Source organism: Vibrio sp. Vb0667 (assembly GCF_033391095.1).
In genome coordinates, this window is the sequence record NZ_JAWPOL010000019.1 from 14,319 (window position 1) to 37,650 (window position 23,332).

The window sequence follows — 23,332 nt, forward strand, 5'->3', positions numbered from 1 at the left end:
ACTACCCAATAATTGTTGGAATAAATAATGACGAAACGTTGGCTTGTCTCCGCTGTGAGCATTGCGCTGCTCGGCGGTGGTACGTATTTCTATCTCCAATCTGCCGCTCAACCAGAATTGCTGCCTACATTGATTGTGGAAAAAGGCACGATTGAAAAACAAGCGGTGGCTGTTGGTAAAATTGTCCCTGCACACTCCGTGTCTATCAAGTCACAAATCGACGGTATCGTCGGTGAAATTTATGCGAAAGTTGGTGAAAAGGTGAAGCAAGGCCAGCCGCTGATCAAAGTGCGTCCAAACCCAACCCCCCAAGCATTAACGGATGCATCGGCAGAACTCATGCGTAGTGAAGCCGATCTGGAATCCGCCAAACAAAAACTGTCCAACTTAGAAAGCTTGGTCAAGCAGGACATTATTCCAAGTAACTACGACGAATACGTAAGTGCGCGCTCGGCAGTCAAATCTGCGCAAGCGGACGTATTGCAAAAGCGCCAGAATCTCGAACTCATCCGCAGTGGTGAGGCGTCTATCGGTGATGCGCGTTTAACGTCGACGATCTACGCGCCAATTGATGGCACGGTACTCAACCAGAAAGTTGAGGTCGGAGAGCCGATCATCTCGACTCAATCAAGCCAAGCCGCGACTGAAATGATGTCATTGGCCGACATGAACAGTCTGATTTTTAAAGGTAGCGTCAGTGAGCATGATGCTGCGCAGTTGTCTCCGGGAATGCCCGTTATGTTGACGGTTGCGCCTTATCCTGATGTGGCGATTTCTGGTGTGCTAACCAAAGTGGCGATTCAATCTGAGAACCTTAACTCACCAGAAGGCAACGCTTCGGCTAAAAGTTTTGATAACGGTTTTGAGGTTGAAGTGGGAGAACTCAAGATCCCACAAGATGTGTTGCTTCGTTCTGGTTTTTCATCGACGGCTCAAATCATTCTGAAGACTTCTGAAAACGTGCTCACGCTACCGGAGCGCGCTCTGCAATTTGATGGTGACGCACCGAATGTTCTGATCCCCGACAGCTCAGAACAAGGGTTTCATAAACAACCTGTGAAACTCGGTCTGTCAGATGGCATCAATGTCGAAGTGCTTGACGGCGTGGAGCTTGATGAAGAGGTTATCGACAACAGTATGATGGGAGCGGCGCATGGTTAAGCTGCAACGATCAACAATCGCCTTTGCATTGTTGGCTGCCACGCTCAGTTTGCCGACCTACGCAATTTCTATTGAACAAGCTTGGCAACAAGCAAAGCAGAACGATCCAAATTACGAAAAAGCGAAAATCGGCGTCCAGCTTGGCGAGGTTGGCGTACAGAGTAGCCGCAGTGCGTTATTGCCGGGTTTAAGTGCCAGTGCGTCAGCGGATTGGAATGAGTCCTCAAGCCATTCCAACAGTTACGGCGCTACCTTATCTCAAACTATTTGGGATAGCAGTTTGTGGTCGGAACTGGATCAAGCGAATGCCAATTATCTCAAAGCACAGTTAGAGCTATCTCAATCGCATAACGAGCTTGCGCAGACGTTGCTCACCGCTTACCTAGATGTGGCAAGCGCACAGGGCGACCTCAAATTGGCGCAGTCCAAGCTGGAGGAGGGGAAGGAACTTCTCAACATCATCGAGAAACGCTATCGAGCAGGCAAAGTGAAGTCGGTTGATGTTGAAGAGATGCGAGCGAATCAAGTCTCTGAGCAAGCAAGTATCCTCAATGCAAAAGCCGATCTCGAAGTGAAAAAAGCAGAGCTTGCGGCGTTAATCAATCAAATGCCGGAGAGTGTCGACCAAATTCGAACGGATTCTTTGATTCAGCCGCCGATGCTGGTGGACTCTCAGGAGCAATGGCTAAAACTGGCGAAAGACAGCAGTCCAGAGCTGTTGGTGGCGGCGCAGATGGTGAAAGCGAGCGAGTTCGCGAAAGATTCAGCTAAAGGTGGATACTACCCGACCGTCAAAGGCAGTGTGGGCTACAGCGATGGTGACAATCGTTCAAACGGCGAGTTTAACGCTGGGATTAGTTTGAGTTTGCCGATTGACCTCAATGGTGCAGTGCGAGCGAAAGTGGACGAAGCATCGTTGAACATTTTAAGCGCCAAGCAAGATATGCATAGAGTGGAAATTGATATTCAGAAACGAGTTATTCAGCAGTTTACGCAGGTCGATATCAACTGGAATCAAGTTTTGATAGCGAACGAGCTGGTTGAGTCGCGCGCCAGAGTGTTGCAAAGCAAAGAGAAACTTTACGACGCTGGCCTGCTTGAAGTGTCGGAAGTTATCAGCGCACACAACAGCTTGTTTGAGGCGAAAAACAGTCTGCAAACCAACTTGTACAGCTACTGGCGTAAGAGAATCGGCTTACTGCAAACCGCAGGGAAACTCGATGACGATACCATGGCGTTGATCTCTCGGGCTTTTCATTCATGAGCAGCCTATTGCAACAAACTTGGCAAACGTTGATGGCGCACCGCATGAAGAGCGTTCTAGCCATTATCGCGATTGCTTGGGGCGTGATCTCTGTGGTGGTGTTAATCGCACTTGGCGAAGGCTTTTATCGCCATCAGACTCAGTCGTTTTCATTTATGATCAACAATGTGCAAGTGGTGTTTCCGTCGAGTACCAGTAAACCGTGGCAAGGGTTACCTTCAAGGCGACAAATTGATATTCCACAAGAAAAAGTCGACATGATCAAACAGTCAGGCTTTGTGCAACAGGCGTCGAGCGTTTACGCCAAATGGGATGCGAATATCACCAATCTCAAAGGACAGAATTTATCGAGTACGGTCAGCGGTATTGATACGTCTTACTTTCCTTTAATGCAACGCAAGCTGCAATCCGGTTCGAGAAACCTGTCACCAAGTGATATGGACAACCACACTCGCGTGGCAGTGTTAGGCGATCAAATTGCGCAAATGGGCGGAATCCAAATCGGGGATAGGCTCAAAGTCAACGGCATTCCGTTTTTGGTGATTGGGATAACCGTTGGTGAGGACACTGGCATTTCATTCGGCGATAGCCGCACGGTTTTCATTCCTCAAACAACGTACCGCGATTTGTGGGATGCGAAACCTTGGATGGTATTGATGAAGCCGAGAGAAGGGATGGATGCATCGTCATTTCGACAAAATATTGTGAACTTTTTCGCCAAGCAGCTTCATTTTGACCCAAGTGATAAAGATGCGGTCGAAGTACCCGATTTTAGTGAAGGTGCGGCGGTCATCAGTGGAATTTTGCGTGGCATTCAGATTTTTCTCGGAGCGAGCGGTGCGATGACCATGGCGGTCGGTGCGCTTGGTGTTGCCAACATCATGTTTTTATCCGTCACTGAGCGCACGCGTGAAATCGGTGTGCGTTTGGCGATCGGGGCGACTCAAAAATCCATACTCAGTCAGTTTATTCTTGAGGGGCTTATTTTGGTAGCTGTGGGCACGGCATTAGGTCTGATGTTTTCGTATGCCGTGGTATCTGTCCTAAGCAGCATGGGATTACCGGAATGGATTGGTTTGCCTGTGACCACGCCAGATTCCATTGCTTGGTCTTTACTTGTGACGCTTATCTTGGCATTGATGGCATCGTATTTCCCAGCAAGGCGAGCATCACGTCTCACGCCAGTCATTGCTTTGAGTGCGAGGGCTTAGCCATGTTGTTACCGATGAGACAAATTTTCCAAGAAATGGCCGCAGAAAAGCTGAGACTGGGTTTGACCATTCTAGCAGTAGCGTGGGCGACCCTTTGTATCGCTGCTATGTTGGCGGTAGGTGAGGGTATTCGTCAGGGCGTATTGAAAACCGCACAAAATGGTAACGGCAACTTGATTTATTTGACCGGAGGGATGGCCACCGTCGACCACGGTGCTTTTCACCAAGGTAAGTTTCTGACACTAAAAATGGACGATTCAGAGGTTGTTCGAGCGTTACCCGATGTAAAAAGCGTTGCGCCAACGGCGAAGTGGAAAGAGCGCATCACCGTTGGTGACAGAAGCTCGTGGCAAGAGCCGTTAGCGGTCACGAGCGAGTTTCAATCCATGACCAATTTGGTGCCGATGGCGGGGGGACGATGGTTAAACCCACTCGATCAAAAAGAGACGCGCAAAGTCGTTGTACTGGGTTATGAACTGGCAGCCGACTTATTCAACCCTAATGAGGACTTTAGTTGGTTTGCGACAGTCACATTGCAAGTCAACCCTGTGGGGAAAAAGGTAAAAATCGGCAATGAGGAGTTCACTGTTGTGGGCGTATTGGAGAAAAACAGCTCCCAAATAGAACTGGGGGATCTTATCAACTATTCTAGCTTTGTGCCGTTAGCGACGTGGAAGCGATTTCATGTCAACGGTGAAATTGGTGGCATCAATGTGCAGCCACAAGCGGATGTAGACCGAGAAGCCTTAGCAAAGACGATCAGGCAAGTGATTGCCCGTAAACACGGGGCAAGTGTCAGTGATGAACAGGTCGTCCAAGTCGATGATATGTTCCTTAAGCAAAAGAGTATGCAGCAGTTTCTGATAGGTTTGCAGAGTTTCCTTGGCATTATCGGCTTCGTGACGTTAGCTGTTGCTGGTGTTGGCATCGCCAATGTGATGTATGCCACCGTAAAGCGATCTACGCGTGATATCGGTGTGCGCATGGCAGTCGGTGCAACACCAACGGCTATTCGCATGCACTATTTAGTGCAGTCTTTATTGACAATGATGATGGGGGGGGCGTTTGGGTTAGCCGTTACGTACGCGCTGGTGTCTGCCATCAGTTCCATTCCTTTAGAGGGCAATGCTTTTTATGAACAACTAGGTAAACCTGTCCCTGAGTTGTCGTGGGTCGTTGTCGCGATTGTCATCCTCACCTTAGTGATCATTGGTGTGGCATCTGCATGGTTACCTGCAAACCGAGCCGCAAAAGTCAGCCCGTTGGAGGCGCTACAAAGTGAATAACAACAATAACTCTGGAAAGAACATGTCGAACAAGCCGCTTGTTGAGCTGACCAACATCTGTAAATACTACTCAAGCGGGGAGGCGGAAGTTCGCGCGCTAGACGGCGTTGACTTAACCATTAATCAAGGCGAGTTTCTTTCGATTCTTGGCCCGTCCGGTTCAGGCAAATCAACGTTGATGAACATGCTCGGCTGTTTAGACAAGCCCACCGATGGCAAGTACCAACTTGGCGGCCAAAACGTCGCAAGTTTAAGTGCGAATGAGCTGGCTGGCATTCGTAACCAAAAGATCGGATTTGTCTTCCAAAGCTTTAACTTATTGGAATACGCGACGGCGCTTGATAACGTGGCACTGCCGTTGGTTTACTCTGGTATCAAAGCCAAAGAACGTCGCCAGCGCGCAGCTAAATTGCTAGAGCAAGTCGGGCTAGGGGATCGTTTAGACCATAAACCAAACCAGCTTTCTGGTGGTCAAAAACAGAGGGTCGCGATTGCAAGAGCCTTGGTCAACGATCCGCAAATCATCTTAGCAGATGAACCAACGGGTGCATTGGATTCAAAATCCGGCGCAGAGATTGAAGCCTTGTTCAACCAACTCCACGCCGAAGGTAGAACGCTGATCATCGTGACGCACGATAACGCTCTGGCAGAGCGCACTAAACGCATCATCACCATCAAAGACGGCAAGGTGATTTCGGATAGGGTGCCGGTAAGTAGGGAGAAATGAGCTTTTCTTAATTGAGAACTGAGTTTTAAGGGAAATAGCGATACAGAGGCTATCTCCCTTTACTTTTATTCGCGATGTTCGTTTTGTCTCTCTTTTATCAAGTCATGCTTTTGTTCTTTAAGTAGAGTGATTGCGAGCTTAGTGTCCTCAATCAATTTACTGTTATCGTTGAGATCTTTGCTCTTCAAAGGCAAAACTAGATAATGAATGCTGCCATCTGCATTCTGTACTCCGGTAGCGATGATGACATCACCTTCAGACGCCGTACCAAAATACTCTGATACGACTTTGGTTTCGCTGACACCGTAGCTATCCAAATAGGATGACTCCGTATTGTCAAACAAGATAGGAACCCCTTGCTTAGCTAATGTTCGCAATTGTTTTTGCTTTTTCTCGTCGAATGGATAGTCGGTCGTACTGATGTAACTTACCTGTTCAGCTTCAATAAAATCGTACAGTTCATTGCTCAGTTCATTTAATGGGGCAGATATCCAAGGTGTAGCTGGAATGACGTCGGAAGTATCATCATTGCGACTTAGTGGTGTTGGAGCGGTAACAACCTCTTGAGCAGCATCGCTCTCAGGAGGCGTTACACTTATTGTCGCAGCGTCTTCTGTCTTGATTTGCTCATCAAGGCTTGCAACAGGTTCGGTCTGGGCATTCTTGTTATTTGAATTAATCAGAAATATGGCGAGTACTGCACCAAGTGCTAGCGCCGATCCAGTCAAGAGTTTTTTGTTACTTGTCATGTGTCATGTCTTACCGTTTATTTCATTAGTAAATACGGCGGCCACTTATTTATTCCGTGGCCGCAGGCTAATAAGTTAGTGGTAGAGATCGTCATTCCAAGAGATAGTTACGGCTCGGCTAGTCTCTGTCCATTGACTGCTATCACGATTTTTCTTCCAGGTATTTTCTGGAGTGGTATACCAGCTACACCAGTCGCGACCAAAGTAGTAATTGGTTTTTCGCCAACCAGCAACCAGCTTGACCTCTGATGTATCTAGGCCATCTTGAATGTCATTTTTTCTATATACGACGCCGACTTGTGGTTTAAAATCTGAACGCATAACGACAGGTAACTCATTGTAATCAATCAAATTACCCATGTCACAACTGGTCCAACGATACAATAACCAGTCTTTAGCTGGCGTATTATGGCGGATAGTCTTGTTTTCAATTAACCAATTAATGCTTTCGTTAGCTTGGTTAAAATCGGCAACCGTTTGAAACTCTGGCTGGTCGTACGTTACACGGTTGCTCCAGGAGATTCCCCCACTAATATTTGGAGAAGTAGAAGCACTAAATCCAAGGTTAAAATCTAGAGACTCACTGACAGATGCCGTTGCAATGGTGTTTTCGGGAGCATGGCTCATGTGGCGTAAAGGGGCGCCATTTAAATAGCTCAGTGCCAGCTTAAAAGCCGTTGGAACGGTGTAACGGTAATCTCCCCCAGTGGCAAAACCATAGATTTGTTCTTTGTTTGGAACATTAGTCATGTCGAAGCCAGAACCGCCATTTAGGATCAACTTGGCTTCTTTAGCGCCATTTGGTAGCAAAGATTGGTTCCAGACATTTTCTAAAGAATAAATTAAGCGGATTTTTTTCGAGCGTGCATCACCATCATCAAGCTGAAGCAACGTCGAAGTGTAAGATTTCAATGTATCTTCAGCATGTGCTGGTGCTAAAGAACCAAGTAAAGCGAGTGCGATAATACTCGCGGAAAGATGCTGTTTTTCCATTATTGTTTCCTATTAGTCAGCCCATAAAGACTTTTGTTTTAAACTATCTTGATGGGCACTTTATAATTATGGACAGGTTATAAATTCAAGCTCAATAAATGAGCGGTGAAATAGTGCATCTTGTTTTTTATTAAAAAAAGAAAAAGGATAGATTCGTGGGATTAATGTCTCATAGTTTTTAAATTTACCTCTCAACTATAATAAATAAGAATTTGGTTATTAAGTCTTGCCTTTTTAAGTTATTGCTTAATTTTAACTTTCTAATGTTATATTGAGCTTTTTTATTGATAAAAGTGAATTTTATAAATGTTAGCCATGTTATTTTTAGGGTTTTTGTTATACCAAACTAAGTAAAGTATCGTTATGTGGTTATCTCGGGTTTATGAGTTCAATTCAAATTAAAACAGTGGTTTATGTTTTTTGTTATTATTTTTTTAGAGCTTAATGTAATAGTTGAGTGATAAAGTCCGTCAATGAAGTTGTCATGTTCGTGTATGAAGTTATATGTGCTTTTACAGCAGGAAATTAAACTTTACGTTTAAGATGATAAAGATAGAAAAAGAAATAAATAAGATAATTAAATAATCATGTTTCGAGAATATAAAATGTAACGTACTTCTAATTAAACGAATGCTTGAATAAACGATGGGATGTGAAACGTGCTATTTAAGTTACGCTGTCCTATATTCTAGTTGGCGTCTTGTTTATACAATGCGTTTTCTCGGCTTAAACTGGTTTACGTACTGCTAATCTCTTATCCGTTTCTTAATTACACATATTGGCAATATGCTCGCCAAGTTACGTGTATTGGTGTCAATGAAAAACAGTATCTACGATAGCTCTCTCAGGGTTGGAACTGCCACTATGAATTTCCTTCATGTTCAATGTGAAACAATACCAATATTACTCAACTCGTGAAGCAAGTATAAAAAAAGGACTGCTCTGGTGTTAGGCACTGCGACGGTCGTTTTTTGTACGAACCGTTCGTCGTAAGTGCTGTGCAACCTAACGATTGGGAAAACCAAAAAACAAAAAATGTCCCCATGCACAGAGTTAGGAAAAGTCTGCTTTATCTAAGGAAATAGGATACCAACTCACGATGAATAACGATTTCACATTTGCTATCAAAAGCATTCGCTTTGATGAGAATTACCAACCATCAGACAACACGCGAATCACTACCAACTTTGCTAATCTGGCTCGCGGAAACTACCGCCGAGAGAATCTGCGCAATGCGCTCCGAATGATCGATAATCGTTTTAATGCGTTGGCATATTGGGATAACGCGCAAGGTGACCGCTACTCAGTTGAACTTGAAATCATCTCTGTTGATATGGATATCCAAGGTAGTGGAGAAGCATTCCCATCGATTGAAGTGCTCAAAACTAACATTGTTGACCACAACACTAACGAGCGTATCGAAGGCATTGTGGGCAACAACTTCTCTTCATACGTGCGTGATTACGACTTTAGCGTTTTGCTGTTGGACCACAACAAAAACCAGCCACAGTTCAGTATCCCAGCGAACTTCGGTGATTTGCATGGCAAACTGTTCAAAGCTTTCGTTAATTCTGAGTCTTACAAACAGCATTTCAAAAAGCTGCCAGTGATTTGTCTGAGCGTATCGGACAACAAGGTATATCGACGCACCGAAAACCAACATCCTGTTTTGGGCTTTGAATATCAGCCGAACGAATCTTCGTTGACGGAGCAGTACTTCAAAAAGATGGGCTTACAGGTGCGCTACTTTATGCCGCCAAACAGTGTTGCACCATTGGCATTCTACTTCTTCGGTGACTTGTTGAACGATTATTCAAACCTAGAGCTTATCAGTACGATTAGCACGATGGAGACATTCCAGAAGATTTACCGACCTGAGATTTACAATGCCAACGCGGTTGCCGGTAATTGCTACCAGCCAAACTTAAAAAACCTAGACCACTCGCTAACTCAAATCGTTTACGACCGAGAAGAGCGCAGCCAACTGGCGATTGAACAAGGGAAATTTGCCGAGGAGCATTTCATCAAACCTTATCAATCTGTGCTTGAACAATGGTCTGCAAATTACGCGTAAAAGATAACGAGAATCTAGAAAGGAATGACGATGAAAACACTATTACCGACTTCAACGGCTGGCAGCTTACCGAAACCTTCTTGGCTGGCCGAACCAGAAAAACTTTGGTCACCGTGGAAACTGCAAGGTGAAGAACTGATTGATGGCAAACGCGATGCGCTACGTGTCGCTTTGCAAGAACAAGAACTGGCAGGCGTTGATATCGTCAGTGATGGCGAGCAAACTCGGCAACATTTTGTGACGACCTTTATTGAGCATTTAAGCGGCGTAGATTTTGAAAACCGTAAAACGGTGACCATTCGCAACCGTTATGAAGCAAGTGTTCCGACTGTGGTTGGTCCAGTAAGCCGCACAAAGCCCGTGTTTGTTGAAGATGCCAAGTTCTTGCGTCAGCAAACTAAGCAACCTATCAAATGGGCGCTGCCAGGCCCTATGACGATGATCGACACACTTTATGATGATCATTACGGTAGCCGTGAAAAGCTGGCTTGGGAATTTGCAAAGATCCTCAACCAAGAAGCGAAAGAGCTTGAAGCGGCGGGTGTCGACATTATTCAATTCGATGAACCTGCGTTCAATGTGTTCTTCGATGATGTGAACGAATGGGGTATTGCGTGTTTAGAGCGTGCGATTGAAGGGCTGAAATGTGAAACGGCGGTGCATATCTGCTATGGCTACGGCATCAAAGCGAACACAGATTGGAAGCAAACGCTAGGCACTGAATGGCGACAATATGAAGAAGTATTCCCTAAATTGCAGCAGTCAAATATCGATATTATCTCGCTTGAGTGTCATAACTCACGAGTGCCTATTGAGTTACTTGAGTTGATTCGCGGTAAGAAGGTGATGGTTGGTGCGATTGACGTCGCTACCAACGAAATTGAAACGCCAGAAGAAGTGGCGAACACACTGCGAGAGGCGTTGAAGTACGTTGATGCCGACAAGCTTTACCCATGTACCAACTGCGGTATGGCACCTTTGTCTCGTGAAGTATCGACCGCTAAGCTCAATGCGTTAAGTGCGGGTGCTGAGATCATTCGTAAAGAGTTGGTGGGTTGATATTAATACTTAGGCTCCGCACCATGAACTAAAGTTAGAGTCATTCCAGCGAGTTTAAACGAGGCTAGGAGTCTGATTACAACTCGCTGGGAAATAGCGATAGTCTACGAACCTCAAAGCACCCGGTGGGTAGCTCCTGAATCACGCTCGTCCCTCGCTGTTCAGGATGACGGATGTTGGGAGATATGTTACTCACATACCCAACTATTTGGCTTGTATTCAAATTTGGGTTATTCCAGCGAGTCTAGACGAGACTAGGAATCTGATTACAGCTCGCTAGGAAATGACGATAACTTTCGCACTTCAAAGCACTCGGTGGGTAGCTCCTGAATCACGCTCGTCCCTCGCTGTTCAGGATGACGGATGTTGGAAGATATATTGCTCGCCACAACCCTAGGTATTGGATCTGCTCCAAGAGAGGGTCATTCCAGCGAGTCTAGACGAGAATAGGAATCGGATTACAGCTCGCTAGGAAATAGCTATAACTTTCGCACTTCAAAGCACTCGGTGGGTAGCTCCTGAATCACCTCGTCCCTCGTTGTTCAGGGTGACGGATGTTGGAAGATATATTGCTCGCCACAACCCTAGTTATTAGAGCAGTTTCAAGATAGCGTCATTCCAGCGAGTTTAAACGAGACTAGGAATCGGGTTACAGCTCGCTAGGAAATGACGATAACTTTCGCACTTCAAAGCACTCGGTGGGTAGATCCTGAATCACGCTCGTCCCTCGCTGTTCAGGATGACGGTTGTTGAGATATACGTTACTCATGTACACAACTATTTGGTTTGTATCCAAAGTTGGGTCATTCCAGCGAGTCTAAACGAGACTAGGAATATACTAACAACTCACTGGAAAATGGCGATAACCTTAGAACTTCACAGCACTCGGTGGGTAGCTCCTGAATCACCTCGTCCCTCGTTGTTCAGGGTGACCGTTTTAAATAAAAATGCCGCTCACAGTAAAGTGATCGGCATACATTTCCCGTTTCCAGCCTCGGCCAGATTTAATTCAACTCCACGCTCTTAATCTCAGGATGCTTTAGCAACATCACACGAATCCAGTGATGCACCACCCACATCACCATCGCGGTGAGCAGAACCGCGACGAAAATCGAGCTGAAACGGTACAAGATCGAAAAGAACGCGTCTTTTTGTTCTGGCACCAATGAGGTCGTCAGCGGAACCGATAGGGCAGACATGGCAGAAAACGCGATAGCCGCTTTAATTTGCCCTTTGGTGAGCCACAAGCAGAATGGCCCCATTGCAATGGTAAAGGCGAGCCAAAAGAGTAGCCCATGCCCATACCAACTGCCCAATATCAGCTGAACAGCCATCCCTGCGATGCAGCCTAGTGCGGTGCCGATGATGCGAATTTTTGCCATGGCGAGCGAGCCCGCTAAAGTCATTGGGGTTAGGATGATCAAAATGGAAGCTTGTGCGGACAGCGAGTCATATAAGTCCGCTACTTGGAATACGATAAATGCCGCCATCGCCACTACCCAACCCATAGCAACTTGGCTGATGTAGTCAATATCGCTTTTTACTGGGGTCGACATCTCAATGTGCTCGGCGGGGGATTTTGGCTCCGGGAACAACCAATACGCGAATGCGCAAACAAAAATATTGCTGAACGCCATCACCCACATGTTGACGTTGAACTCTTCAATATCCATGAAGTTATAGCTGGCAAAATTCAACACAATTGAACCCACCAACAGCCCCATGTAACCAAACAAATAGGTTTTCTGGTTCATCATTGCAATGCACTTGAACAGCATCATGATTCCGACGGCAACGGTCATTAATGTTGGATGAAACTGCAAGTATTCCAGCAAAAATGTGGCTTGTATGGTTGTCCACACCGCAGAGAAAAACACGATCAATAAAGCCGAAATATTAAAGTTGTCCATTCTGCCCAATATAAACAGCGGCATCATGATGGCAAAAAATCCGTAAGACCAACCGAAGATCATGCTTAGCGCGAGCCCTAAAGAGCAGCCGAACCAAATTCGTAAGGTTTTCATTGTCGCCGCCTAGTAAATGAAGTGGAACCAGCTTGCGAGGTGAATCTGTGCTTGCGCCATCAACTGCCAGAAAATGCTGTTGTCTGGGTACAAAACAATGGTAGCGCGAGAGCCGACAAACAGTGCTGGTGGTAACTCTTCGCTGCTGGTTAGGTTCACTCGTGTACGCTGCGCATCACGTACCCAGCGGTTGTTCACTTCCACTTTGGTCAGTGCGCCATTAGGCGTTTGTTGTGCGGCTGCTACACCGTAATCGCGGCTAGCTAAATCAAAGTCGTACACCGAACCTGGGTTGGCATCAAATGTGACCAAGGCGTGGAAAGTCTTGTCTACGTTCGCGACGGACTTTTCACGAAAATCAGCGGCTACCCAGAGTGATCCTGTTGGTACAAACGTCAGCAATGGCATGTTGGTGTTTGCCATCGTGCCAACTTCTAGTTGCAGGTTGGTCACGACACCATCACTGGGAGCGAGTACCGCGGTATTTGCCAAATCAAGTTGCGCCTTTTCGATGCCGTTTTTGGCAATTCGAACGGCGGTGCTTTGACCTTTTTGATCGCCTAATTGCGCCTCAATGACTTTTAAGTTTTGTCGTTCCGCTTTAAGCGCTGCACGTGATACCTGATTTTGGGCAAAGGCATTATCGAGTGTCGATTGAGAGATGACTTTCTGCTTCGATAGTGTCAGTAAGCGGTTGTACTCGCGGTGTGCATTATCAAATGTCGCTTGTGCGCGGGCAATATTGGCAAGAGCGGCTTCGCGTTGAGAATACAGCGTTGCTTCTTTTTCATAAGCGGATTGCAGAGACAGCTCCGCCTGTTCAAGCGCTATCTTGTATTTACGATCATCAATCGTAAACAACACATCGCCTTTTTGAACGGACTGGTTATTCTCGATGAGAACGTCGGTCACTTTACCAGATACCTCGGGTGCGACTTGGACAACGTATCCTTGCACTCGTCCTTCGGTCGTTAAGGGGGCGTGGCGGTCAGCAATGATAATGTACAAAAATAGTACGATGAACAGGACAATCAAAGTTCGCATCCAGTGTTTGAATTTTTGGTCAGCCGTCATTACAAGTTCCGTTAAACATGTTGGATAGCGGATTATAGAGAAGTCACTCACAATTCAGTAGAATGATAATACGAACATAAATGACCTAAAAATAGGACAATGAACGTTAATTTTGATGATATTTACCTATTCACTCAGACGGTGGTTCACGGCGGTATAAGTGCAGCGGCAGAGGCGAATCAACTACAACGCTCAAAAGTGAGTCGTCGTCTGCAAGAATTAGAGAAATCGCTCGGGGTACAGCTTTTGATTCGCACAACACGCAGCATTGAGTTGACGGAGCACGGGAAACGCTTGTTTGAGTTGGTGGGGCAGCCTATTGACCATATTCAGCAAGGTTTAAATGCCATGCACGAATATCAACAAGAGCTGACGGGCAAGGTGCGTTTAGCCATTCCTTCCGCATTGATGAGCTCTGCCGCGTTTAACGCGATCATCACCGAGTACACAACGCGGTATCCGGAGATTTCGGTCGAGATTGAAAACCATCAAGAGAGTGTCGATCTCAAGCGTCAATCGTTTGATTTACAGCTTCTTCCGAGCGTGGTCAAAGTCACCGATGACAGCTATGTGCAGTTCAGTCTTTTGCCTTATCGTAGTCACTTTGTTGCGTCAAAAGCCTATCTAGAATCGCATCCGCCAGTAAAAACGGTGGAAGATCTTAAGCAGCATCGCCTTTTAACTAATCGTTACAATGCCGATTTGCTCGATTCAGATCTGCATGTGGCGTTGCGTTCGGATGACCTCAACTTGCTGCGCTCGATGGCGATAGCAGGAAACGGCATCGCGTTTATTCCTCAAATTCATTCCAAGCCTGCACTGAGAGACGGTTTGTTGGTCGAGGTGCTGCCTCAATTCGCGCATCCGAAGCAGCATCTTACTCTGATTTATCCCTCGGCCTTATTTCTGCCCAATAAAGTCAAAGCCTTGATTGAACTAATTCGAGAGAAATTTAAATAGTCAGTTCAAACCACTCTTACCTAAGGGCAAATGTGTGAGCGAAGGTCATCTTTCTAGGTTTTATTGCTCTAACATGAAAGGGTTCTGATACATTAACTTTTGCTCAACTTGTTGAGTATGGTTTGTGGTCGCACAAGATAGGAGATGGAAATGTTATCGAAAGGAAACACGGGCCTGATTGTGGTGGATGTTCAGGGCAAACTCGCTACATTAATGCATGAAAGCGACGCACTGATTGAAAATATCACGAAACTGGTAAAGGGCGCCAAAGCACTAGATTTGCCTATTCTGTGGCTAGAACAGAATCCAGAAAGGTTGGGCCCAACCGCGGAGCCGATTCGTGAAGTGCTTGAAAGCACGCATTTACCTATTACCAAGTACACGTTTGATGGTTGCAAAGAGGCGACGTTTAAGGTCGCGGTGGAGAACGCGAAAGTTGATACCTGGTTGGTTTGCGGTATTGAATCCCACATTTGCGTCTATCAAACCGCGGTTTCTCTGCGCCAGTCCGGTTATCGCGTTGAATTAGTCACGGATTGTGTCTCTTCCCGAACCGCTGCCAATAAAGCGCTCGCTCTTGCGAAGTTAACCGCTAACGGTGTGGTGCTCACTGGGTTAGAAATGTGCTTGTATGAAATGGTCGAAGATTGCCGAGCACCTGAATTCAAAGAAATTCTGGCGCTCATCAAATAGTGGAATCACTGTAATCAGCAACAACTTTATTTGAACACGCTATTCAAATTCTCGTTGATATCTTGGCAACATCGACTCGTTGCCAAGTAACCCGCCTTGGTGAATATAAATCACCGTTTTATCTGTGTTCTCTTCCAACCAAGGGGTGAGGCATTGCCACATATACGGGTCGTATAACAGGTCAAATTCGAGGTCGGTTTGCTCAAAGAGTGCTTTCCATGTGATGTAATCTTCTTCGTACAAGCGACCAAAATGGTGTTTGTTGCGCACGGTTAAAATGGTTGGGTGGCTGTTTTCACCGAGCTGGTTGAACTGCTCAGTTAAGTAATCTGCATCGCCTACGCAAGGGCAAGTTAGCACTTCTATGCCGTGTGGGCTTAAATGTTTATGAAGATATAAAGCGGTCGTGCCAGTGCCTGATGGCAGGGCGACGGTAAACTGTTCTTTACCTCTCAATCGCGTCCAATCAAGAATTTCTCGTGCTAACTGTTTGATGCCAGCTTCAGCGAGGTGGGAACGTCCACCCTCTGGAATAAGCAATGTCGACTCATCTAATCTTTGTACCTGGTGGACGTATTCACTAGGGTGGAGTTCGCTACCGATGTCTTGCATGGCGGTGATTTTCATACCCAAATCAAGCGCACCACGATAGTTGCCGATAGGGGAGTCTTTAAGCCAAGAAGGAATGTGTTGAACGTAGAATTCGAAGTTCCAGCCTTTGATTTGCGCCAGAGCGGCAAGCGAATACATCGCGTTGGATTGAGCAGAGCCATAACTGATGAGGGTTTTGATGTCGCTGTTCTGCGTTTCCATCAACGCCATAAACTTACGTGCCTTGTTCCCAGAAAAGTGAGAATGCAGCATGTCATCACGCTTAAGGAAAAACGTATGACCGTTGAAGTTGTGTTGAGTTATCGGGCTTTCAGAGAGTTTCATGCTACTGCTGACGTGTCCAACCACGCGACCTTGCCGTTAAAAAGGGCGCGTAGTGTAACGCCATTAAACCCAGATAAAAAGTCTGGGTTTCAGTACAACCATTTCGGTTATTCCTGATGCTCTGACGTAAGGTCAATCACCGCCTCACAACCACCTTCTGGATGTGTACCAATCTTAAATTGCCAGCCATAACGCTGGCATAAATCATCCACAATCATCAAACCCAATCCGTGCCCATCAGAATGTGGAATGGTCGAAAAGCCTTCGCCTTCATCACGTACCGAGATGGTGTTTTCCCCGATGCTGATATGAATTGATCCCGATGGTGTCGCGGCGATGCCGTTGCGAATCAGGTTGCCAAGAATAATGGTCAACACAGCATTGGTAGCGCGCGTTTTTGGGTTTCCGTCGATCTGTACATCAAAGCTGAGTGCTTTCTCATCCGCCTGAGCTTGGCTTTGGAAGATGATTTGGATGAGTTCTTCTTCGGTGATGCTGCGCACTGGTGAATCATCTGCATTACGCTCGTAACGCACTAAGCCGAGTAGGGCATCCACCATAGTCGACATCTGCTGCGTTGCATCTTGAATTCGGTTCACCTGGCGGGTCTGGAAATCCGTGTTCGCACTTCTTGCCAGTAAACTGCTTGAGCCTTTCATTACGGTTAACGGTGTACGCAGTTCATGGCTTGCGTATCGTGCAAAGGCTTGCTCACGCTTGATGACTTGGTTGATTTTGTGGCGATACTCATTCAACTCATCCGCGAGGGTTTGGAACTCTTTGGCCGAGCCCTCTGGCACGCTAAAAGTTTGCGTAGCATCGCCTTGATGATGGTCGAGTTGAGTTTTAAGCGCATTGACGGGTTCAATCAAGCGTTGTGATAAGCGCAGCAGGAGGCTACCAAACAGGAACACCAGCACGGCGACAATGGACAGCACCATAGCGACGGCGAGAATGAATTCCTCTGAGGTGATCTCGATTTCATCAATCAAGGAAACCAGAATAACGGGATGTTCAACGCCTTTGTAGGTGTAAGTGCTCATGTAAACCATGCGCGAGTATTTACCGTCTTCTACTTCATCAAGAAAGTGCTTTTGACCAATCAGGTATTTTTGATAGCGCTCGGCAACCAATGAGATGTCGTTGTATGCAGTGGTGAGCAGGTCAAGCTGAATACTGCCTTGCTCTGGGTGGGACTGGAAATGTTCAATTGCTTCTTTTTTGTCGACCATAATACGACGCTCGCCCACGCGGTCTTCAGACCAAAGCAGGGAGCCGGTAATCAACAAAAAGCAGAAGATGCCAATCACGACCGACACAAAAGAGAAAAACAGAGCGAGTCGCCCTGTCATACTTTGTGTGCTTTGCGTGCTAGCAAGTAAGCGATTGATCATGCACCTGTCTCCAAGCGGAAGCCAACTTTCGGCACGGTGATAAGCACATGTTGTTCAAATGGCTTATCAAGTTGGTTGCGAAGTTGGTAAATGTGGCTGCGCAGAACGTCGTTGTTCGGCTCGTTCTCTTGCCAAAGTTGGAAGGCAATTTCTTCGCGTGTCACTACGTCTGGCGCGCTTTTCACAAGCATTTCCAGAATGGTGTAAGTGGTAGGGTTTAGCGCCAACAGTTTATCTTGGCGATAAGCTTTACGCGTTTTTTGGTCGATAGACACTTCACCGTATTCCAACTTGCTCGATGCGACAGTGCCACGGTAACGGCGGATCAGTGCCATCATGCGCGCTTCTAGAATATCCAGATCGAAAGGTTTGGTCAGATAGTCATCGGCGCCGTGTTGGAAGCCTTTGAGCATATCGTCACGGCTATCGAGTGCAGTCAGCATAAGTACCGGTGTGTTGTTGCCCGCGTCGCGAAGTTTATTACACATGGTCAGGCCATCCATGCGTGGCAGCATGAGATCGAGCAAGATGATGTCGAAGGTGTTTTCCATCGCCAGTTTCAGGCCGAGCTCGCCGTTGTCTGCATAATCGAGTTCCATACCTGCACACTCAAAATAATCGAACAGCATGCCTGCGATTTCTCGATTATCTTCGACTAAAAGTACGCGTTTCATGTATTTCTCTCCAAGTGGGCGGGTTTTCGAAAATAAGACTTCGTCTTAACCGAACATTATTCACTAAGAACGTGAAAAAGATGTCAACAACATCTCTTTCACATTGATGTTTGTAGACTGGATTCATTCATCGGATTTAGTGGAAGAGTAGCATGTCAACCTTCAACATTCACGCTGCAACCTTTTCAAAGGTGAGCCAACACACTGAGCCTAAAACAGTTTTGTCTGTTGTGGTGCCATTCTTTAACGAGCAAGAAGTCTTGCCTGAATTTCATCGTCGTTTAGCCGCCGTTTTGGATGAAATGCCAGAACGCTGCGAAATCGTCTATGTCGACGACGGTAGCAAAGACGACAGCCTAATGATCGCGCAAAACTTTTCTCAATCTTCTAGCGACGTTCGTTGTATTGCACTAAGCCGTAACTTCGGCAAAGAGTCCGCCATGAGTGCGGGGCTGGAACACTGCCAAGGTGAAGCGGTGATAGTGATTGATGCTGACTTGCAAGACCCGCCGGAGTTAATCCCGCAAATGGTATCAAAATGGCGTGAAGGGTATGACGTGGTGAACATGCAGCGCAGTGAACGCCACGGCGAAACTTGGTTCAAACGCTTCTCGGCCGCTTGCTTTTACAAAGTGCTGAATAGCATGGCGAAATTGGATGTGCCTGAGAATGTGGGCGATTTCCGTCTACTGAGCGCAAAAGTGGTCAAACACATCAATGCGCTGCCAGAACGTAACCGATACATGAAAGGTATTTTTTCTTGGCCGGGTTTCAAGCAAGTGACGGTTCAGTTTGAGCGTGACGCTCGTTTCTGTGGTGAAACCAAATGGAACTACCTCAAGCTGATTGGCCTTGCAATGGACGGCATTACCTCGTTTTCCATTCGTCCTTTGCGTTTAGCGACACTTGCCGGTGCATTGGTGGCGTTCAGTGCCTTTATCTATGGCGCATTCATAGTGATGAAAACTGTTGTATTTGGTGGGCCTGTCACTGGCTACCCATCCATGATGGTCGTCCAACTTGCATTGGGCGGTGTGCAACTGCTGTCGATTGGCCTTTTGGGCGAATACATTGGCCGCATTTTTATCGAGACCAAGCAACGTCCTCTTTATCTTGTTCAGTCTGTTTACGAGCAGCCTGCAAAACATCAATCCATCCAAACCATGAAGTTTAAACTGGGAGAAACCGCGTAATCATGAGTATTAATAAAACCCATCTGTGGTTGTTGTTGGCGTTTGCTCTTTTACTCCGTCTTATTTCACTTGCCGCTTACCCTTTGATGGACACCACCGAAGCCCGCTACGGCGAAATGGCGCGCTTAATGGTGGAAACAGGCAATTGGCTTACCCCACAGTTTGATTATGGCGTGCCTTTTTGGGGGAAGCCACCCCTGTTCACGTGGATGAGTGCTTACGGCATTGAGTTGTTTGGATTGAATGAATTCGCAGTGCGCGCGCCTCATTGGTTGGCGGGTGTCGCGACTATTATTTTTGTTGCAGCCATGGCGCATCGCGCTGGCTTTAACGCAGTCATCGCAGCGTTGGTATTGGCGACGTGTGGCATCTTTTCAATTGCGGCGGGTGCAGTGATGACAGACATGGCACTGACATTGGCAATGACCATGGCGATGGTCGGCTTTTACTACTGCTGGCTTGGCAAAGACAAACACAGCCGATTGTGGGGTTATCTCGGTTTCTTTGGCTTGGCTTGCGGGCTGTTAGCAAAAGGTCCGGTGGCGATCGTGATCATGGGCATCGCAGTGTTTCCTTGGCTTGTGATTCAGCATGGTTTCTTCGGTGCCTTCAAAGCCTTGTGGCAGCGTTTTCCAATTGTGTTGGGGGTGGCGCTCATGCTGGCGATTGCTCTACCTTGGTACATCATGGCTGAAATGGCGACGCCTGGATTTATTGATTACTTTATTGTTGGCGAGCACTTTAAGCGTTTTGTTGTCAGCGGTTGGGAAGGGGACCTGTATGGCTCTGCTCATGATCAACCACGTGGGATGATCTGGGTATTCTGGCTGCAATCGGCTGCGCCTTGGTCAATTGTATTGCCTATCTTGGCATGGAAACGTCGTAAGGTACTCAAAGCCATTGAAACGGATCATCAAGGTCTATTTAGCTTCCTGATGTGTTGGCTGATTTCACCAATGATCTTGTTCACCATGGCTGGGAATATTTTGCCTGCTTACGTGCTACCGGGTGTGCCTGCATTGGGTATCTTGATTGCAATGCTGGTGGATAAACACGATTTCAAATGGCTGACCGGAACGGCAGCGGTGTTGCCAGCCCTGCTTATGATTGCGATGTTGGTTTTGAATATGGGCAAAGCAGATAGCCGCAGCGATCGCATCATCTTCGCGCAAATTAATGACAACGCTCCGGTCTTCTACATTGGTAAGCGCCCGTTCTCAGGTCAGTTCTATAGTCATGGTCAGGCGAAAAAGCTTGAAGATAAGAATGACTTAAACAATCTGAAGAAATTCCACCTGATTGGTAAATCGCAGCAAGTGGATAGCATGATTCATGAAAATGCGTTGAGTTGTACCAATGAGTTCACAGCAAAATCGAAACGCTCACTCTACACTTGTGTGGTTGGGTAACGGAATGCGCAAATTACCAAAATTTGCTTCGCTGGAAAGGTTTGCTTCGTTAACAAGGTTTGCTCTAGTAGGTGGTGTCGGCTTTATGGTCGACACCCTTATCTTTTCTGTGTTGTTCCATTGGTTTGGTCTGGATCTGATGCTGGCTCGTGGGATAGCATTTTTGTTTGCAGCAACCACGACTTGGCTTGGCAATCGCTGGCTGACTTTCTCTCAAGCAGAAAAAACCAACCCTTTCGCTCAATGGCAAAAATTTATGGCGAGTGCCTGTATCAGTGCTTTGCCGAACTTTATTGTGTTCAAAGGCGTAACGCTCGCCCTAGGAACGCAAGGGTTGATGGTCTATTTGGCTTTGAGCTTAGGCATATTGGCAGGCATGGTGAGCAATTATTTGCTCAGTGCAAAATGGGTGTTTAGTAGAGGATAGAAAGGTTCGGGCTTACTCTCCTATCCTCGAGTTAAAAATTCGTTATTTGAACCAATTTTTCTTTTTGTACATCAGAGTAAACCTAAAGCTTTTCATGGGGGATGTAAAAAGGTAAATAAGCCAAGGTTTATACCTTGGCTGCCGTTAGTTCAGATTTTGATTGTTCGATTTCAGATTCCGTTTGCCACTTGCCGTTGTAAAGGTATTCACGCTCAGGAAGTGGGGCATTTGACGCCCTTAAATCAAATACCTCTTCGGTTTGATATTCTCTACTACAAACTGGAATACTAAAGAGCCTTGATTCTGGCTTTGCTTCAAACAGCTTTTTATGATCATCGACCTCTTTACAATCCAGTTTGTAGACCTCTGACAGTTGTGTGACCATGGATTCTAAATCCGCTTCAGTTTTAAAGAAAACATAACAATCTGATCTATCTTGTGAGCGAAAGATAGTCTTATGAGCAGTATCTCGATATCTGCATATGTCATGCTTAAAATAGAACTGGATCACTTTCCTTTTTTTATTGTAGTCCGCAAACAGCCAATCCTCACGCTCTCCGATTCTCACTTCTGTTGGTTCATCTGGTTGGCGTTTAAGCATTTTAAAGGAGACTAATATAAAAGCACCTGCACCTACTAACGCCATCGGGCCAACCATCGCTACCATCACCACACATACCACTGCACCTATCCAGCCAACGGCTTGCGTGGCGGTATTCACCCACTTAGGCATGTTGCGACGTTTCTTCATCACAAAGCCTTTGTCAGAAAAAATATAGTCATAGCGATAGTCGAGGCCAATCGTAAGGTAAAAGGCACCAGACACCATCACCGATAAAATAAAAGAAAAAATAGTTACGCCAACCGTGTCACTCGTGTGTATAAACAAAGTTAATAGGAATGGGGCGATCACAAAGGGAAGCGCAAAAAGTTTAAAGTAATAGCGAAATGGTTCCTCTACATCATACTTGTGCCATGTTCTGACATTATCGCCTGCGAGTATTTCTTGCTCTTGCGCTTCTTGATAAACTGCTAATTCTTCTGGGGTGACGTAAAATGGTGAATATGCCAAGGGTTACTCCTTGGTTGTATTCAGTTCTGCTTTGCGCTGGTCGATTTCCGCTTCGCTTAGCCATAAGTCACCACGCAAGTATTTTAGTTCGGGTAATGTGGCATTCTTATTTCTCAGGCTATCTACTTCGCTTAGTAGATATTTAGTTCCTCTTACTGGAACATCTTGAAGTTTTTCGTACATTAGGTCTGTATTGAAAAGCTGTTTAATATTGTTTTCTTCAGAGCATTCGATGTTCCACTTGTTAACTAACAACTTCAACAAGTAATTCACTTCTGATTCAGTTTTGCAAAATATATAACTTCGACCACGAGTTTGGTTTCGACTGACTTCTTTATGCTCAATGTCAAAGAAATAGCAGTCGTCAAATTTGTGATAAATCACAATGAGTTTTCGCTGTTTGTTGTATTGAGCAAACAATGAATCTTTGCGAAGCCCCACTCGTACTTCAGTTTCTTCTTCAGGTTGGCGCTTCAGCATGCGAAATGAAACTAAAATAAATCCACCAGCACCGACTAGAGCCATTGGTCCTACTGCGATTACCATAAATACGCAGACTACTGCTCCAAACCAACCCATCACTTGCGCTGCTGAGTTCACCCAAGTAGGGAGATCACGTCTCTTTCTCAAGACCATGCCTTGCTCGGATATGGTGTAGTCATAACGATTGTCTAAACCAAATGTAAGATAAGAAACACCGGACATGATTATCGTTAAGCCTGATAATATGTAGGTCAAGAGCATCTGACTACTATCGTGGAGAAAGTAGGTCAGGAAAAATAACGGGCTGACTGCGGCTATAGCAATTGATAAGTATAAGTATCGAAAAGGCTCTTCAATATCGTGCTTGTGCCAGGTTGTGAGCTCTTTCCCTTTTAGAATTTGTTGCTCTTGTTCTTCTTGATAAGCCGAAAACTCGTCTGGCGTGATGTAAAAAGGTAAATAAGCCAAG

General features: G+C 46.1%; 21 protein-coding genes. 12 read left to right on the plus strand and 9 right to left on the minus strand.

The genetic code is table 11. From position 1 onward, the window contains the following. Window positions 1-27 precede the first annotated feature (27 nt). The 5 genes from R8269_RS16260 to R8269_RS16280 are packed head-to-tail and all read left to right on the plus strand — an operon-like array spanning window position 28 to window position 5,649. On the plus strand, window positions 28-1,161 hold the full coding sequence (locus R8269_RS16260; RefSeq protein ID WP_005385784.1) for an efflux RND transporter periplasmic adaptor subunit: 1,134 nt from the start codon (window positions 28-30) through the stop codon (window positions 1,159-1,161). After that, on the plus strand, window positions 1,154-2,425 hold the full coding sequence (locus R8269_RS16265; RefSeq protein WP_215810320.1) for a TolC family protein: 1,272 nt from the start codon (window positions 1,154-1,156) through the stop codon (window positions 2,423-2,425). Before R8269_RS16260 ends, R8269_RS16265 begins: the two co-directional genes overlap by 8 nt. Beyond that, window positions 2,422-3,636, plus strand: coding sequence for an ABC transporter permease (locus R8269_RS16270; protein WP_215810321.1), 1,215 nt, complete (start codon window positions 2,422-2,424; stop codon window positions 3,634-3,636). Before R8269_RS16265 ends, R8269_RS16270 begins: the two co-directional genes overlap by 4 nt. Before the next feature lie 2 nt (window positions 3,637-3,638). Continuing rightward, window positions 3,639-4,922, plus strand: a complete 1,284-nt coding sequence (locus R8269_RS16275) for an ABC transporter permease (RefSeq protein WP_215810334.1) — start codon at window positions 3,639-3,641, stop codon at window positions 4,920-4,922. Window positions 4,923-4,944: 22 nt separating this feature from the next. Beyond that, the gene (locus R8269_RS16280; RefSeq protein ID WP_025767247.1) at window positions 4,945-5,649 is read left to right on the plus strand and encodes an ABC transporter ATP-binding protein; all 705 of its coding nucleotides are present in this window, start codon (window positions 4,945-4,947) and stop codon (window positions 5,647-5,649) included. 65 nt (window positions 5,650-5,714) lie between these two features. On the opposite strand, the gene R8269_RS16285 is transcribed toward R8269_RS16280, so the two are convergent. After that, window positions 5,715-6,398, minus strand: coding sequence for a topoisomerase I (locus R8269_RS16285; protein WP_213872655.1), 684 nt, complete (start codon window positions 6,396-6,398; stop codon window positions 5,715-5,717). A 75-nt stretch (window positions 6,399-6,473) separates the two neighbouring features. Next, window positions 6,474-7,391 (minus strand): leukocidin family pore-forming toxin, encoded by a 918-nt coding sequence (locus R8269_RS16290; RefSeq protein WP_005376731.1) that lies wholly within the window; start codon window positions 7,389-7,391, stop codon window positions 6,474-6,476. Window positions 7,392-8,490: 1,099 nt separating this feature from the next. On the opposite strand from R8269_RS16290, the gene R8269_RS16295 reads away from it, so the two are divergent. Further along, entirely contained in the window at window positions 8,491-9,465 is a 975-nt protein-coding gene (locus tag R8269_RS16295) for a DUF1852 domain-containing protein (protein WP_017636059.1), read from the plus strand. A 30-nt stretch (window positions 9,466-9,495) separates the two neighbouring features. Then, entirely contained in the window at window positions 9,496-10,524 is a 1,029-nt protein-coding gene (locus R8269_RS16300) for a methionine synthase (RefSeq protein ID WP_031780992.1), read from the plus strand. Window positions 10,525-11,528: 1,004 nt separating this feature from the next. Here the strand turns inward: R8269_RS16300 and R8269_RS16305 are convergent. Next, window positions 11,529-12,548 carry a DUF2955 domain-containing protein gene (locus tag R8269_RS16305; protein ID WP_025767250.1) on the minus strand — a complete coding sequence of 340 codons (1,020 nt, stop codon included), beginning with the start codon at window positions 12,546-12,548 and terminating at the stop codon, window positions 11,529-11,531. A gap of 9 nt (window positions 12,549-12,557) precedes the next feature. Next, window positions 12,558-13,622: an HlyD family secretion protein gene (locus R8269_RS16310; protein WP_005376744.1), complete on the minus strand. Its 1,065-nt coding sequence runs from the start codon at window positions 13,620-13,622 to the stop codon at window positions 12,558-12,560. A gap of 99 nt (window positions 13,623-13,721) precedes the next feature. On the opposite strand from R8269_RS16310, the gene R8269_RS16315 reads away from it, so the two are divergent. After that, the gene (locus R8269_RS16315; protein WP_017634710.1) at window positions 13,722-14,582 is read left to right on the plus strand and encodes a LysR family transcriptional regulator; all 861 of its coding nucleotides are present in this window, start codon (window positions 13,722-13,724) and stop codon (window positions 14,580-14,582) included. A gap of 150 nt (window positions 14,583-14,732) precedes the next feature. After that, a complete protein-coding gene (locus tag R8269_RS16320; RefSeq protein WP_005457944.1) occupies window positions 14,733-15,275 on the plus strand; it encodes a hydrolase in 543 nt (180 codons plus the stop codon). Between the two features lie 39 nt (window positions 15,276-15,314). Here R8269_RS16320 and R8269_RS16325 read toward each other — a convergent pair whose 3' ends face one another. The 3 genes from R8269_RS16325 to R8269_RS16335 form a co-directional block, all read right to left on the minus strand. Further along, complete coding sequence (locus tag R8269_RS16325; RefSeq protein ID WP_206970722.1) at window positions 15,315-16,211, minus strand: 1-aminocyclopropane-1-carboxylate deaminase/D-cysteine desulfhydrase; 897 nt, start codon at window positions 16,209-16,211, stop codon at window positions 15,315-15,317. 107 nt (window positions 16,212-16,318) lie between these two features. After that, window positions 16,319-17,605 (minus strand): sensor histidine kinase, encoded by a 1,287-nt coding sequence (locus R8269_RS16330; protein ID WP_258476831.1) that lies wholly within the window; start codon window positions 17,603-17,605, stop codon window positions 16,319-16,321. Further along, window positions 17,602-18,279: a response regulator transcription factor gene (locus R8269_RS16335; protein ID WP_005389368.1), complete on the minus strand. Its 678-nt coding sequence runs from the start codon at window positions 18,277-18,279 to the stop codon at window positions 17,602-17,604. Before R8269_RS16335 ends, R8269_RS16330 begins: the two co-directional genes overlap by 4 nt. A 152-nt stretch (window positions 18,280-18,431) precedes the next feature. Here R8269_RS16335 and R8269_RS16340 point away from each other — a divergent pair, with 152 nt between their 5' ends. The 3 genes from R8269_RS16340 to R8269_RS16350 are packed head-to-tail and all read left to right on the plus strand — an operon-like array spanning window position 18,432 to window position 21,308. Next, window positions 18,432-19,472: a glycosyltransferase family 2 protein gene (locus R8269_RS16340; RefSeq protein ID WP_258476830.1), complete on the plus strand. Its 1,041-nt coding sequence runs from the start codon at window positions 18,432-18,434 to the stop codon at window positions 19,470-19,472. A 2-nt stretch (window positions 19,473-19,474) separates the two neighbouring features. Further along, window positions 19,475-20,881, plus strand: coding sequence for an ArnT family glycosyltransferase (locus R8269_RS16345; protein WP_033905700.1), 1,407 nt, complete (start codon window positions 19,475-19,477; stop codon window positions 20,879-20,881). Between the two features lie 4 nt (window positions 20,882-20,885). Beyond that, complete coding sequence (locus R8269_RS16350; RefSeq protein ID WP_033905699.1) at window positions 20,886-21,308, plus strand: GtrA family protein; 423 nt, start codon at window positions 20,886-20,888, stop codon at window positions 21,306-21,308. A gap of 127 nt (window positions 21,309-21,435) precedes the next feature. Here R8269_RS16350 and R8269_RS16355 read toward each other — a convergent pair whose 3' ends face one another. Together R8269_RS16355 and R8269_RS16360 are read right to left on the minus strand one after the other, a co-directional pair. Further along, window positions 21,436-22,380, minus strand: coding sequence for a hypothetical protein (locus R8269_RS16355; RefSeq protein WP_206953372.1), 945 nt, complete (start codon window positions 22,378-22,380; stop codon window positions 21,436-21,438). A 3-nt stretch (window positions 22,381-22,383) separates the two neighbouring features. Further along, window positions 22,384-23,331: a hypothetical protein gene (locus R8269_RS16360; RefSeq protein WP_138940436.1), complete on the minus strand. Its 948-nt coding sequence runs from the start codon at window positions 23,329-23,331 to the stop codon at window positions 22,384-22,386. Between the last annotated feature and the right edge of the window lies 1 nt (window position 23,332).